Origin of the sequence: Prauserella flavalba (assembly GCF_003202235.1) — a bacterium.
Taxonomy (GTDB): domain Bacteria; phylum Actinomycetota; class Actinomycetes; order Mycobacteriales; family Pseudonocardiaceae; genus Prauserella_A; species Prauserella_A flavalba.
In genome coordinates this window covers 1-12,871 of sequence record NZ_MASU01000022.1, presented here as the reverse complement: position 1 = coordinate 12,871, position 12,871 = coordinate 1, and the positions used below count along the sequence as shown (strand labels likewise).

General features: G+C 68.7%; 10 protein-coding genes and 1 pseudogene. 4 read left to right on the top strand and 7 right to left on the bottom strand.

Annotated elements, in window-relative coordinates; all coding sequences use genetic code 11:
* Window positions 1-7: 7 nt before the first annotated feature.
* Genes BA062_RS36235 through BA062_RS36225 form a run of 3 tightly spaced genes read right to left on the bottom strand, consistent with a single transcriptional unit; the run spans window position 8 to window position 4,225 of the window.
* Complete coding sequence (locus BA062_RS36235) at window positions 8-1,939, bottom strand: hydantoinase B/oxoprolinase family protein (RefSeq protein ID WP_110343666.1); 1,932 nt, start codon at window positions 1,937-1,939, stop codon at window positions 8-10.
* A gap of 11 nt (window positions 1,940-1,950) precedes the next feature.
* Window positions 1,951-3,981, bottom strand: a complete 2,031-nt coding sequence (locus tag BA062_RS36230; protein ID WP_110343665.1) for a hydantoinase/oxoprolinase family protein — start codon at window positions 3,979-3,981, stop codon at window positions 1,951-1,953.
* A gap of 16 nt (window positions 3,982-3,997) precedes the next feature.
* The gene (locus BA062_RS36225; RefSeq protein WP_110343664.1) at window positions 3,998-4,225 is read right to left on the bottom strand and encodes a hypothetical protein; all 228 of its coding nucleotides are present in this window, start codon (window positions 4,223-4,225) and stop codon (window positions 3,998-4,000) included.
* A gap of 233 nt (window positions 4,226-4,458) precedes the next feature.
* On the opposite strand from BA062_RS36225, the gene BA062_RS36220 reads away from it, so the two are divergent.
* The gene (locus BA062_RS36220) at window positions 4,459-5,118 is read left to right on the top strand and encodes a TetR/AcrR family transcriptional regulator (protein ID WP_110343663.1); all 660 of its coding nucleotides are present in this window, start codon (window positions 4,459-4,461) and stop codon (window positions 5,116-5,118) included.
* 24 nt (window positions 5,119-5,142) lie between these two features.
* On the opposite strand, the gene BA062_RS36215 is transcribed toward BA062_RS36220, so the two are convergent.
* Complete coding sequence (locus tag BA062_RS36215) at window positions 5,143-7,113, bottom strand: alpha-ketoacid dehydrogenase subunit alpha/beta (protein WP_110343662.1); 1,971 nt, start codon at window positions 7,111-7,113, stop codon at window positions 5,143-5,145.
* A gap of 115 nt (window positions 7,114-7,228) precedes the next feature.
* Here BA062_RS36215 and BA062_RS36210 point away from each other — a divergent pair, with 115 nt between their 5' ends.
* Genes BA062_RS36210 through BA062_RS36200 form a run of 3 tightly spaced genes read left to right on the top strand, consistent with a single transcriptional unit; the run spans window position 7,229 to window position 10,213 of the window.
* On the top strand, window positions 7,229-8,281 hold the full coding sequence (locus tag BA062_RS36210) for a 2,3-butanediol dehydrogenase (RefSeq protein WP_245960190.1): 1,053 nt from the start codon (window positions 7,229-7,231) through the stop codon (window positions 8,279-8,281).
* A 1-nt stretch (window position 8,282) separates the two neighbouring features.
* On the top strand, window positions 8,283-9,452 hold the full coding sequence (locus BA062_RS36205) for an acyl-CoA dehydrogenase family protein (protein ID WP_110343660.1): 1,170 nt from the start codon (window positions 8,283-8,285) through the stop codon (window positions 9,450-9,452).
* Window positions 9,449-10,213 (top strand): crotonase/enoyl-CoA hydratase family protein, encoded by a 765-nt coding sequence (locus BA062_RS36200; protein ID WP_110343659.1) that lies wholly within the window; start codon window positions 9,449-9,451, stop codon window positions 10,211-10,213. Before BA062_RS36205 ends, BA062_RS36200 begins: the two co-directional genes overlap by 4 nt.
* 295 nt (window positions 10,214-10,508) lie before the next feature.
* Here BA062_RS36200 and BA062_RS36195 read toward each other — a convergent pair.
* The 3 genes and pseudogenes from BA062_RS36195 to istA all read right to left on the bottom strand — a co-directional run.
* Window positions 10,509-10,610: pseudogene (locus tag BA062_RS36195) on the bottom strand (HAD family hydrolase); the annotation flags it as partial.
* A gap of 183 nt (window positions 10,611-10,793) precedes the next feature.
* Window positions 10,794-11,585 (bottom strand): IS21-like element helper ATPase IstB, encoded by a 792-nt coding sequence (gene istB / locus BA062_RS36190; protein WP_110339647.1) that lies wholly within the window; start codon window positions 11,583-11,585, stop codon window positions 10,794-10,796.
* Entirely contained in the window at window positions 11,585-12,802 is a 1,218-nt protein-coding gene (istA, locus tag BA062_RS36185; protein ID WP_210406951.1) for an IS21 family transposase, read from the bottom strand. The genes istB and istA overlap by 1 nt, the downstream gene beginning before the upstream one ends.
* Window positions 12,803-12,871 lie beyond the last annotated feature (69 nt).

Sequence of the window (12,871 nt, the reverse complement as noted above, 5' to 3'; positions counted from 1 at the left end):
CTCCTCCTTACCGAGCGGCCATCTCGGCCCGCCGCTTGCGCGTGGCGGCCTCGTCGACCTGCAGACCTTCTGGATCGGTGAGCGGATCGCCCGTGATGACGACCCCGTAGTCGCGGTAGGCGCCTTCGATCGTGACGTACTCGTCGCGCACGTCCTTCTTGACTCGTTCAGGGTCACGTTCGGTCGGGTCGCCCCAGCCTCCGCCGCCGTTGGTGAGGTAGCGGAACACGGCGTGTGGCTTGGTGTGCCAGACCGGCGTACTGGCGAAGTAGAAGTACTTCCCGTCAGGGTCGATGCATTTCGTGTCGGGGTTCAGCATCCCGGCGACCGGGGTCGCCTCGGCGTAGACCTCGTCGGTGGTCCCGATGAGTTCCTTGCGTCGCACGACGTCGCCGCGGTCGGCGTGGAAGACCCACGTCGCACCCAGGCCACCGCTCTTGCCGCCGTAGACGCCCAGTCCGCTGGGGCTCTTGGTGTGCAGCGGGCTGGACCAGTGCTCGGCGGCGGTCAGGTACAGCGTGTCCTTGAGGACGGCCGCACCGCCGCGGTTGGTTCCCGCTCCGCCGCTGTCGGGTGTGTACTCCTTGCGCAGCACGACGGCCGGGAGCTCGGACTCGATGGCCTCGGTCGCCGGGTCGAGGTTGTTGGCCTGGTACACCACGGAGTAGCTGTCCGCGTCGCCGGCCTCGGTCGCACCCCACGGGCCGTGCTCCCCTCCGCACTGGGCGGTGGTGACCCACGGAGTGCCGTCCTCGAGGACGCCGTTGGCGTTGTGGATGTTGAGCGAGCCGTAGTCGCCGCCGACCGCCTTGCGGCCGAGTGCCTTCTCCAGTGCCCGGAACACCGCCAGCAGGACGGGCCCGGTGCTCTCCCAGTAGAGGAACACGGCGCCGTCCGGTGGTGTGGCGCTGATGAAGGTGCCCGCGGGCAGCACGATGTCGATGTCCCGGTAGGCGCCGGAGGTGAACGGTGTGGCCGGGTCGATGAGGAACTTCAACGCGACCCCGACGGCGGTCTTGGTGTCCAGGATGCCCGCGTTGATGCTGGTGCGTGCCTGAGGCGAGGTGCCGCTGAAGTCCAGTTCCATGCGGGGTCCGGACTTGGTGATCTTCACCTTGATCCGGTAGTCGACCGTGTCGTCGATGCCGTCGCAGTCGATGCCCTCCTCGGCCTCGTACACGCCGTCGGGCAGCTCGGCCAGCGCCGTGCGCATCGCCTCCGCGGACACGTCGGTGCTGTACCGGATCGCGCCCAGGTACGCCTCGACGCCGTAGCGCTCGACGCTCTCCAGGATCAGCTGTTCGCCGAGGAGCAGGTTCGCGTAGATGGTCTTGATGTCGGGCAGCAGCAAGGCGCAGTAGCGGGCGTTGTCGAAGATGAGGTTGAACGCCGACTTGATCGGCTTGTTGTCGCGGTAGAGCAGTGTCGGCGCGATCACCAGGCCGTTCTCGTACACGTTGCGCTTGGTGCCGCTGAACCCGGCGGGAACGACGCCGCCCATGTCCAGCTGGTGGGCTCGCAGGGTGACGAACGAGATGAGGCGGTCGCCTGCGAAGACCGGCCGGATGAAGCAGATGTCGTTGACGTGGTTGCCCGCGCGGTAGGGGTCGTTGCAGATCACCACGTCGCCGGGACGGAGGTTCTCCGGGCCGTACTCCTCGACGGTGTTGCGCACCGCCTCGGACATCGTGCCGAGGAACATGGCGAGGCTGTTGCTCACCGACGACATCGGGTAGTTCTGCTCCGGCGGACCGGAGATCGTGGCCGCGAAGTCGTACCAGTCGCGCAGGATCAGCGAGAACGCGTTGTTGAGCAGGCCCGTGCACATGTGCTGCACGATGTAGCGCATCCGGCTGGCGAGGACGGTCGCGGTGAACCGGTCGGCGCCGTATCGCTCGGTGAACTGCCCGTCGTCGAGGTCTTTCAGCGAAACAGTCATGGGTCTTCCCTTCACGCCTTGCGGATGCGCAGCTCGCCGTGGGCACCGACGTGGGCGGTCTGGCCGGGCACGAGGAACGTGGTGGACAACGGTTCCCTGATGACCGCGGGGCCGGGGATCGTGTCACCGGCGCGCAGGTCGGCGCGCTGGTACTCGTGCGCGGGCAGGTCCTCGTCGGTCAGGTAACGGATGGTCAGCGTGCGCGTCGGTTCCGGACGCTCGCCCTCCGTCCTCTCGGGCAGCACCGGGTACTCGACCTTCTCGGCGTGCACGACCGCCTGGACCCGGTACGTCACGCCCTGTACCGGCAGCGCTTCGAACTTGTTGCCGGATCGCTCGGCGTAGGCCTCGTGGAAGTTGGCCACCATCTGCTCGACGCCTTCGGCGGTGATCTCACCGTCGGGCACCGCGATGAACGGCGTCTCCCAGGTCTGGCCCGCCAGCCGTCCGTCGAAGCTGCGGACGAAGGTGACGTTGCCGCGGTCCTTCTCCTTCAACCGCTCGGACAGTCGCTGCTCCATCGAGCGGTAGACCTTGTCGATGGACTCGGCCGCCTCGGCGGTGAGCAAGGTGTAGGCGCTGCGGCTGTCGGCGTAGACGAGATCGGTGCTGACCAGGCCGAGCGCGGAGAACAGACCCGGGTGCGGTGGCACGATCACCTCGGCGGCGTGCACCAGGTCGAGTACGGCTGGCAGCAGCATCGGCCCGGCCGCGCCGTAGGCGACGAGGCTGTAGTCACGGGGGTCGACGCCGTGCTGGATCGCGATGTTGGTGACGCCTTCGGCGATGTTGTTGATGCCGATGTTGAACGCGTACGACACCCGCTGCTCGAAGGAGAGCTTCGTGTCGAGCGCCTCGAACGCCTGCCGCGACAGCTCCGGGTCGAGCTTCATCCGGCCGCCCGCGAACCCTTCCGGGTCGATGATGCCCATGAGCAGGCAGGTGTCGGTGGTGGCGGGCTGTGTGCCGCCGATGCCGTAGCAGGCGGGGCCCGGGTCGGCGCCGGCGCTGCCCGGCCCCACCTTCAGCTCGCCGGCCGCGTTGATCGTGACGAGGCTGCCACCTCCGGCGCCGATGCTGGAGATCTCGTTGGACAGCGCGTTGACGATCAGGTCGTGTTCGAGCTCGAACGTGGTGTTCACGAACGGTTTGCCGTCGCTGACGATGCTGATGTCGCAGGAGGTTCCGCCCACGTCCGCGCAGAGCAGGTTCTTCGCGCCGATCAGGCTGCCGAAGTGTGCACTCGAGACGGTGCCGGCTGCGGGACCGGCGAAGACGATCCGGAACGGGTGCTCCATCGCGACGTCGGAGCGCACCAGCTGGGCCGCGCAGTCGGCGAAGTTCAGGTCGCCGGTGAACTTCAGGTCGCGCAGACCGGCGTCGAGGCGCTTGGTGTAGTCGTCGTAGATCAGGCGCATGAACACGTCGACCACGGTCGTGGAGGCGCGGGCGAACTCCTTCGCCAGCGGCGAGACCTCGCTGGAGATCGACACTGGGACGTCACCCAGCTCTTCGTGCACCAGCTGCCGCAGGCGCTCCTCGTGGTGGTCGTTGACGTAGGCGTTGAGCAGGCAGATGGCCACGCCCTCGACACCGCAGCGGCGTAGCACCGCCAGCTGTGCGCGGGCCTGCTCCTCGTCGAGCGGGATCAGCACCCCGCCGTCGGCGGTGAGCCGCTCGCGGATGCCGCGACGAAGGTAGCGAGGCACCAGGGGCCGGTTGGCGTCACCGTAGGAGCGGCGCCATGCCGGGTTCATGAGGCCCTCGACCGGCCGCCAGGTCCGTCCGATGTCGAGGATGTCCCGGTGGCCATCCGTTGTCAGAAAGGCGATCTTGGGCAGCCGGCGGGTGATCACGGCGTTCAGGCCGTGGGTGCTGGCGTGGTTGAAGACCTCGGCGGTCTCGACGCCGATCTCCTCGGCCCCCTTGAGTACGCCTCGTTCGGTGGTGCGCACGTCCGTGGACACCTTGACGGTCTTGATCTTCCCGTCCTCGATCGCCACGACATCCGTGAAGGTGCCGCCGACATCGACTCCGATCATGGTGACTTCTCCTCTCTCAGTTCACGTCGAGACCGTCGGAGGCCAGAATGATCGGGCCGAGCAGCGGACCCGGCTCGCGGGCGACCGACTCGAGCGTCCGCTGGTGTTTCACGGCGATGAACCAGCCGCCCTCGGACAGGACCGGGTACCGGCGGAAGTCGGCAGCGGTGCTGCCGGGGAAGTCCCGGGCGAGATCGACGCCCAACGCGTGCAGGTCCTCTTGGGAGACTTCCTCCCGCGGCACGGCAAGGCCTCGAGGAGTAGGGGACTTTTCATCACTCACGGGCCATCACTCCAGTGTGTTGTGCCGGTGGCGGGTTTCGTGTACCAGTCGGTCTACGAAACGGTGACGGGAAGCACTTTAAGGCTCGTGTCCTGACCTGACAAGCCCGGACCGGGTGAGAGTGGAGGAAGCGAGACGGCGGTTCGCCGAGGCACCGCGCGCGCGGCGGGGAGCGCCGCATAGGCTCTGGACTTATGCCAAGACCACCGGGGCACGGGCCGGGTTACGAGATCAAGCGGCAGGAGATCATCGACCAGGCGGCACAGCTGTTCGCGAAGCAGGGCTACGCCGCGACCGGCATCGCTGAGATCGGTCAGGTCGCCGGCCTGGCCAAGGGCGCGTTGTACTACTACATCGGGTCCAAGGAGAACCTGCTGGTCGAGATCCAGAACCGGGTTCTCAACCCGTTGCTGACCGCTGCGCGGCGGATCGCCGGCCTGGACGAGGACCCGGTGCTGCGGCTGCGACTGCTGTCGCAGACGCTGCTGGAGCTGATCCTGGCGCGCCTGGACCACATCTGGGTCTACGAGCACGACTACCGGCACCTGCGGGGCGCCAACCGTACGCGGCTACTTCGCCAGCGACGCGAGTTCGAGAAGATCGTGCAGGACCTGCTCGTGGAGGCCATGGAGTCGGGCGCCTTCCGGAAGCTGAACGCCCGCCTGGCGATGCTGCAGTTCCTCAACATGCACAACCACACCTACCAGTGGGCCAAGCCCGACGGCGAGTGGGACGCCGAGTTCCTGTCCCGCGAGTACTGCGCGACGTTGATCTCCGGCTTCAGGAGCCCGTCCTACGACGCCGATGATCTGGAGGAGCGGGTGCGCTCTTTCCGGGAGCGCGAGGGGGCTTAGCCGCGGCCCCCGGAAGCGCGCACGCTAGCCGAGAACGGACTTCCGCACGGCTGTGGCGATCCTGTCCCGGTCGGGAAGCCAGGCACGCTCCAGGGAGGGAGCGTACGGCGCGGGTGTGCGAGCCGCGCCGACACGGACCACGGGCGCGTCCAGGGTCCAGAATCCGTGCTCGGCGGCGACGGCGGCGAGCTCCGAACCGACGCCGAACGACTCGACGGCCTGGTGCGCCACGACCAGCCGGTTCGTCTTGGCGAGAGACCGCAGCACCGTCTGGGTGTCCAGCGGCGCTATGGTGCGCAGGTCGATGACCTCGACGCTGATCCCCTCCCGAGCCAGGTCCTCGGCGACCGCGAGGCAGTCGTGGATCACCTTCGAGTACGACACCAGGGTGACGTCCGTGCCTTCGCGGCGTACCGCCGCCCTGCCGAGCGGCACCAGGTGGCCGGGCCGCGGTCGCGGGCCCTTGCGCCCGTACAGGAGCCGGTTCTCGACGAAGACGACCGGATTGGGGTCGCGGATCGCGGACCGGAGCAGGCCATAGGTGTCCGCGGGGGTCGAGGGCATGACCACGGTGAGTCCGGGGATGTGTGCCAGCAATGCCTCCAGGCTTTGTGAATGCTGGCTTCCCGACGACTTGCCCGCGCCGAACTGGGTGCGCACCACCAAGGGCAGGCTCACGGCGCCGCCGGTCATGAAACGCAGCTTGGCCGCCTGGTTCATCAGCTGGTCGAGGCACACGCCGAGGAAGTCGAAGTACATCAGTTCCACTACGGGACGCAGGCCTGCCATCGCCGCCCCCACGGCCGCCCCGACGATCGCGCTCTCGGAGATCGGGGTGTCGCGAACGCGGCCGGGGTACTTCTCCGCCAGCCCTCTCATCAGCCCGAAGACGTTGCCTCCCGCCGCGACGTCGATGCCGGCCAGGAACACGTCCTCATCGGCGGCCAGCTCGTGGTCGAGCGCCTCATGGACGGCGTCCATGGTGCGGAAGATCTCGCCGTCGGGTTCGGGCGGCTCTGGCACCGGCTCGCGCGGGACGCCGACGAAGTGATACAGGGTCTCCGGCGCCGGCTCCTCCGCGGCCTGCGCTTCCGTGACCGCCTCGTCGATCACCGCGTCCACCTCGCGGTCGATCTCGGATACGCGGCCAGCCTCCAGGTGCGAGGCGAGAAGGGTGAGTGGATCACGCGTCTTCCACTCTTCCAGCTCCTCGGGCTCTCTGTAGCGCTCCGGGTCGCCCTCGTAGTGCCCGTGCCAGCGGTAGGTCTCCGCTTCCAGCAGCACGGGACCGCCGCCCCGGCGGAGGTCGCGGACCAGTTCCGTGGTCGTTTCGGCGACGGCGAGCACGTCGTTTCCGTCGACGTGGGTGTAGTGGATGCCGTATCCGCGAGCCCGGTCGGCCAATGTGGCCCGGTGCTGGTCCTTCGCGGCGGAGAACTCGGCGTAGTGGTTGTTCTCGCAGCAGAAGATGATCGGCAGCTGCCAGACCGCGGCGAGGTTGACCGCTTCGTGGAACATGCCCTGGGCGACCGCGCCGTCGCCGAAGAACGCGAGCACCACTCCGCCGCGGTCGCGCAACTGCGCCGCGGCACCGGCACCGGTGGCGATGGGCAGACCGGCCGCCACGATGCCGTTGGCGCCGAAGATCCCCTTCCTGGGGTCGGCGATGTGCATCGAACCGCCCCGGCCCTGGCACGTCCCCGTTCGCCGGCCCATCAGCTCGGCGAACATGCCGGTCACGTCCAGGCCCTTGGCGATGCAGTGCCCGTGGCCGCGGTGGGTCGAGGTGATGACGTCGCGGTCGTCGAGTGGCCAGCACGCCCCTACCGCCGTGGCCTCCTGCCCGATCGACAGGTGCAGAAAACCGGGAATCTGGTTGGTGCGGTACAGCCGGGACGCCCGGTCCTCGAACTGGCGGATCAGCCGCATCCGCCGGTACATCTCGGTCTTCTCGGCGACATCGACGCCGACGTCGCTCGCCTGAGTGGAAGTCATCGCGTTCTGCCCTTGTCTTGCTGGGGTTTCGGCCCGCCCCCTTGACATCTGGCGGGGAACCACGATTCTTGTACCGATTGTTCGAAAAAACAACTCTGACGCGAAGGTGGGTCGGATGCGATCGTTGCGGTGGCACGGCAGAGGGGACTTGCGGCTCGACGAGGTACCCGAGCCGCAGGCTCCCGGACCCGGTGAGGCGATCGTGGAGGTGTCCTACACCGGCGTCTGCGGGACGGACCTGCACGAGTACACCGCGGGTCCGAACCTGATCCGGACCACCCCGCACCCGCTGACCGGGGCCACGCCCCCGCTGACGCTGGGACACGAGTTCAGCGGCCGCGTCGCCGCACTCGGCTCCCCGGTCCCGGGAATCGAAGTCGGCACACGGGTGGCGGTCGACCCGTGCCTGCGGTGCGGCACCTGCCGCTGGTGCCGCCACGGCGAGTACCACATCTGTGCGAAGGGCGGCTCGGTCGGCCTCGCGTCGCCGGGGGCGTTCGCGCCGCTGGTCACCGTTCCCACCGTCGGACTGGTACCGGTGCCCGACGGAGTGCCGGACGAGCTGGCGGCGCTCGCCGAGCCCCTCGCGGTGGGCCTGCACGCCATCCGGCGGGCCGGAGTGCAACCGGGCGACACGGCGTTGCTGATCGGCGCGGGCCCGATCGGCATAGCGGCGCTCATGGCTCTCAAACTCGCCGGGGCCGCGGGCATCTACGTCAGCGAGCCGGCACCCGACCGGGCGAAGCGTGCCGCCGAGCTGGGCGCGACGGAGGTCTACGACCCCGCTGTCACCGACGTGCGGCGCGAGGTGTTCCTGCGCACGGGAAGGGTCGGGCCGGACGTCGTCGTCGAGGCCACGGGACGGCCCGAACTGGTCGAACTCGCCATCTCGACGGTCAGGCGAGGGGGGCGCGCCGTGCTCGCGGGAATCAGCGGGGGCGCCGCCTCGATTCCGCTGACACAGATCGTGCCCTTCGAGCGGACCGTGCTCGGATCGCTCGGCTACAACTTCGACATCCCACGCGTGCTCGACCTGATCGCCACCGCGCGCCTCGACCCCACACCATTGCTGACCGGCGTGTATCCGCTCACTCAGGGGCTCGACGCGTTCCGCGAACTCGGCTCGGGTTCCCACCTGAAGATCCTGCTGGACCCCAAGGAGCACTGACATGGATTTCGACCTGCCAGCGGAAACCGTTGCCCTCCAACGAATGTGCCGCGACTTCGCCGCCAAGGAGATCGCGCCGTACGCGGCCGAGTGGTCCGAACGGTGCTACTTCCCGGCGAAGGTGTTCCGCAGCCTCGGCGAGCTTGGCCTGATGGGCATGCTCGTCGAAGAGACCTACGGTGGCGCCGACGCCGGGCTGGTGTCCTACGTGGCCGCCATGGAAGCCCTCGGCGAGGCCGACCAGTCCGTCGCGGCCGCCTGGAACGCGCACTCCACGATCGGCATCCTCCCCTTGGCGCGATTCGGCACCGACGAGCAGAAGAAGCGCTGGCTCGTCCCGCTCGCGACCGGCGAGAAGCTCGCCGCATTCGGACTCACCGAGCCCACGGCCGGCTCGGACGCGGCGGGCATCCGAACCCGGGCCCGCCGGACCGAAGACGGCTGGGTGCTCAACGGCACCAAGATGTTCATCAGCAACGCCGGCACCGAGATGAGCCTGGGGGTGACCGTGCTCGCGGTCACCGGCACCGACGACAACGGCAGGAACAGGTACGGCACCTTCTTCGTGCCGGACGGCACGCCCGGCTACGACAAGGGCCAGCCCCTACGCAAGCTCGGGTGGCATGCCCTCGACACCCGCGAGCTCATCTTCACCGACTGCTGGCTCCCGGACGACCATCTGCTGGGGGAGGAGGGCAACGGGCTGCGCCAGTTTCTCGAGGTTCTGGACGCAGGGCGGGTCAGCGTCGCCGCACTCTCCCTGTCGCTCGCACAGGCCGCACTCGACCTCGCGATCCGCCATGCCGAGGATCGCGAGCAGTTCGGGCGCCCGCTGAACAAGTTCCAGGCGGTGGGGCACAAGCTCGCCGACATGGCCACCGAGGTGGAAGCCGCGCGCTGGCTGGTCTACCGTGCCGCGTGGCTGGGTGACCAGGGACGTCCCTATGCCCAGGCGGCGGCCATGGCGAAGCTGTACGCGTCCGAGGTCGCCAACCGCGTCGCCAGCGAGAGCGTCCAGATCCACGGCGGCTACGGCTTCATCCGCGAATCCGCGATCTCGCGCTTCTACGCCGACGCGAAGATCCTCGAGATCGGTGAAGGGACCAGTGAGGTCCAGCGCAACGTCATCGCGCGAAGCCTCGCACCATCGGGAAAGGAGCTGCCGCGGTGAGCGACGAGGTACGGGTCGACGAGCAGGATCACGTTTTGATCATCACGATCAACCGGCCGCAGGCTCGCAATGCGATCAACGCGGCGGTCACCGGCGCCGTCAGCGCGGCACTCGACCAGCTGGAGGTACGGGAGGACCTGCTGTGCGGAATCCTCACGGGCGCCGGCGGCACCTTCTGCGCCGGCATGGATCTCAAGGCCTTCCTGCGCGGTGAAAGTGTCGTGATACCCGGCCTGGGTCTCGCGGGCATGACGGAACGCAGGCTGCGGAAGCCGGTGATCGCGGCCGTCGAGGGCTACGCGCTGGCCGGCGGATGCGAGCTCGCGCTGGCGTGCGACCTGATCGTCGCGGCCGAGGACGCGCGCTTCGGGATTCCCGAGGTCAAGCGCGGTCTCGTCGCCGCGGCCGGTGGCCTGCTCCGACTGCCGCTGCGAATGCCCTACCAGCTGGCCATGGAACACGCACTCACCGGCGATCCGATCGAGGCGGAGGCGGCATATCACCACGGGCTGGTCAACCGGCTGGTAGCGCCCGGGCAAGCGGTCACCGAAGCACTCGCGCTCGCGCGCCGGATCAACGCGAACGCGCCACTGGCCGTCCGGGTGTCCAAGGAGGTCATCAGCCGGTGCCTCGACTGGACCACGGACGAAGCCTTCCGTGAGCAGGAGGCGCTGGTCCGCCCCGTCTTCGATTCCGAGGACGCACGGGAAGGTGCGCGTGCTTTCGCGGAGAAGCGAGCTCCCGTGTGGCGGGGTAAGTGACCGGCGTGCGGCCATGATCCCAGTGCACTCCGGTGACCTTGCCGGAGCTGGGTGAGAGTCACCGAGGCCGCTGCTGAGGTCTCCATCGACAAGGTCGACACCGAGGTTCCCTCGCCGGTCGCCGGCCGTGATCGGTGGTACGAGCGCTCCGCTCGCCGCGCGGCAACCGGGCCTTCAGCCTGCGCCGCAAGAGCGGCCCGCGGAGTCGGCGCCGACTGACGGCAACGGCCCGTACGTCACCCCCTGGCGCGCAAGCTCGCCACCAAGCATGGCATCGACTCGCGTCGGTTGCTTAGAAGGTGTGCCTCGGAACGCCGATCCAATCAGCCCACGCGCCGAACTCGCGCGTGGCGTCGAGCAAGGTCTCCCCGACGTCGAACACCACCGAATGGATCACGACACTCCTTCTGACTCGTCATCTCCGGCGTTCGCTGACGGTAGCCGAGTCAGCAAGGCGCCCTGCGACGGGTCAAGAGCGGTCGAACGTCCGCCCGTTGGCATGCGCCAAGGCGGTGGTGTCGACGACGCCCGAATCTGAGGCCGTTGTGACGCTCGAAAATGAGGCCACCGGTCGGTGTGTCTAGTCTGCCTGGTTCTGTGTTCTGATGCTGGGCAGGCTGTCGATTCCTCGTCCGCGGAGGCGGTAGCTGGCGCCTTTGAGGGTGAGCACGTCGGCGTGGTGGACGATGCGGTCGATCATCGCGGCGGCGACGGCTTGGTCGCCGAAGACGCCGGCCCAGCCAGAGAACGGCAGGTTGCTGGTGAGCACGAGCGAGGCGTGTTCGTATCGGGACGAGACGAGTTGGAAGAACAGGTTCGCGGCGTCTTGCTCGAAGGGCAGGTAGCCGACCTCGTCGACGATGATCAGCCCGTAGCGGCGCAGTTTGGTCAGTTCCTGCGGCAGTCGGCCGGAGCGGTGGGCTTCGGTGAGCCGGGTGACCCAATCGGTCGCGGTCGCGAACAGCACGCGGTGGCCGTGGCGGGCGGCAGCGACGCCGAGTGCGATCGCCAGGTGGGTCTTGCCGGTGCCAGGTGGGCCGAGCAGCACGATGTTGCGTGCCTCGGTCAGGAAGGCGCCTGAGGCCAGCGAGCCGACCTGGGCCCGGATGGCGGGTTGGGCGTCGAAATCGAAGTCCTCGAGGGTCTTGCGGGCGGGGAAGGCGGCCGAGCGGATGCGTTGTTCGGCGCCGGAGGCGTTGCGCGCGGACACTTCCCGTTCGAGCACGGCGGCCAGGTAGTCCTCGTGGGTCCAGCCCGCGTCACGGGCCTGGTCGGCCAGCCGCTGCGCGGTCTCGGTGATCCGCGGTGCCTTGAGTGCGGCGGCGAGGTAGTGGATCTGCTTGACCGACTCCGGGGTGGTCTTGGCAGCCATCACGCGACCTCCCCGCTGAGCCCGAATGCGCGGTCGTAGTCGGCCAGGTCCCGGGTCAGGTCATCCGCGTTGGTGGCGGTGGCGGCGACCCGTGGCTGTCGTGCCTGCTCACGCAGCGCCTGCGCGATCCGCTTGTGAGCCGGGTCGGTGACGGTGGCGCCGCGGGCCCAGACCCGGGCGTGGTCGGCGACCACGCGGCCGTCGAGGCGGGCCCGGACCCGGTCCAGATCCGCGCTCACCTCGACCATCCGCCCGATCGCGGTCGGGTCGACGGAGTAGTCGCTGGCATCGAGGCGGACGTAGTAGTCGCGGCCGAGCCGGACCCGGTGCCGCCAACCCAGCAGCAGCGGAACCGGCGGCAGCGCGAGCATCCGTGCCCTGTCAGCCTCGATCAGGTCGACCGGGCGGGCCTTGATCGTGCGCACGATGCGCGCGTTCGCGCGGCTCAGCCACTGGTCGAACTGGGTGTTGAAGTCGGCTGGTGAGGTGAAGGAACGGCCGGGCATGAACGAAGTCTCAAAGAACCCGTTGCGGCGCTCGACAATGCCCTTGGACTCCGGGTCGTTCGGCGGCAGCTGCACCACCTTCGTGGCCAGCGTGCCAGTGAACGCCGCGACGCCGGCGGCCAGGCGACCACCGCGACCGATGCCCGGCTCGTTGTCCCAGATCAGCCGGCGTGGCACCCGCCCAAGCCGCCCGATCAACTCCCAAGAGCCGAGCAGCAAGTCCTCGGTCCGCCGAGTGGGCAGCATCCGCCCGGTGATGAACCGCGAGTGCGCGGCGACCATGACCAACACCGGCAACAACGCGCTGGACCCATCCTCCAACGGGATCCGCTTGGGCGGGAACCACAGATCGCACTGCGCCGCGTCCCCCGCCTCCCAGACCAGCCGGTCAGCCGGATCAGGGCGGCGATACCCCGGCCGCAACCGGCGCACGTTGTCCCGGAACCACGTGATCGAGCCGGTCCAGCCCACCCGCTCAGCGATCACCGTCGCCGGCATCTCCGGATGCTCCGCCAAGATCGCCCGCACCCTTGCCTCGAACGGCGTGAACGCCGTCGGCACCGGCCTGCGCTCGTACTTCGGCGGCCGGTCCGACGCCACCGCCCGATCGACCGTCGCCCGCCCGATACCCAACTGCCGCGCGACCTGCCGCCGCGGAACACCGTCCGCGACCAGCCGCCGGATCAACGCCCAGTCCTCCACCGAGATCACCCATCCAATCTGTCTGGGTGGCCTCGTTTTCGAGCGTCGCTACGGCCTCGTTTTCGAGCGTCGTCGACA

Bases quoted from the DNA above. Each gene is read 5' to 3' on its own strand.
- BA062_RS36235 (WP_110343666.1), bottom strand. From the start codon at position 1,939: ATGACTGTTTCGCTGAAAGACCTCGACGACGGGCAGTTCACCGAGCGA.
- BA062_RS36230 (WP_110343665.1), bottom strand. From the start codon at position 3,981: ATGATCGGAGTCGATGTCGGCGGCACCTTCACGGATGTCGTGGCGATC.
- BA062_RS36220 (WP_110343663.1), top strand. From the start codon at position 4,459: ATGCCAAGACCACCGGGGCACGGGCCGGGTTACGAGATCAAGCGGCAG.
- BA062_RS36215 (WP_110343662.1), bottom strand. From the start codon at position 7,113: ATGACTTCCACTCAGGCGAGCGACGTCGGCGTCGATGTCGCCGAGAAG.
- BA062_RS36210 (WP_245960190.1), top strand. From the start codon at position 7,229: ATGCGATCGTTGCGGTGGCACGGCAGAGGGGACTTGCGGCTCGACGAG.
- BA062_RS36205 (WP_110343660.1), top strand. From the start codon at position 8,283: ATGGATTTCGACCTGCCAGCGGAAACCGTTGCCCTCCAACGAATGTGC.
- istB (WP_110339647.1), bottom strand. From the start codon at position 11,585: ATGGCTGCCAAGACCACCCCGGAGTCGGTCAAGCAGATCCACTACCTC.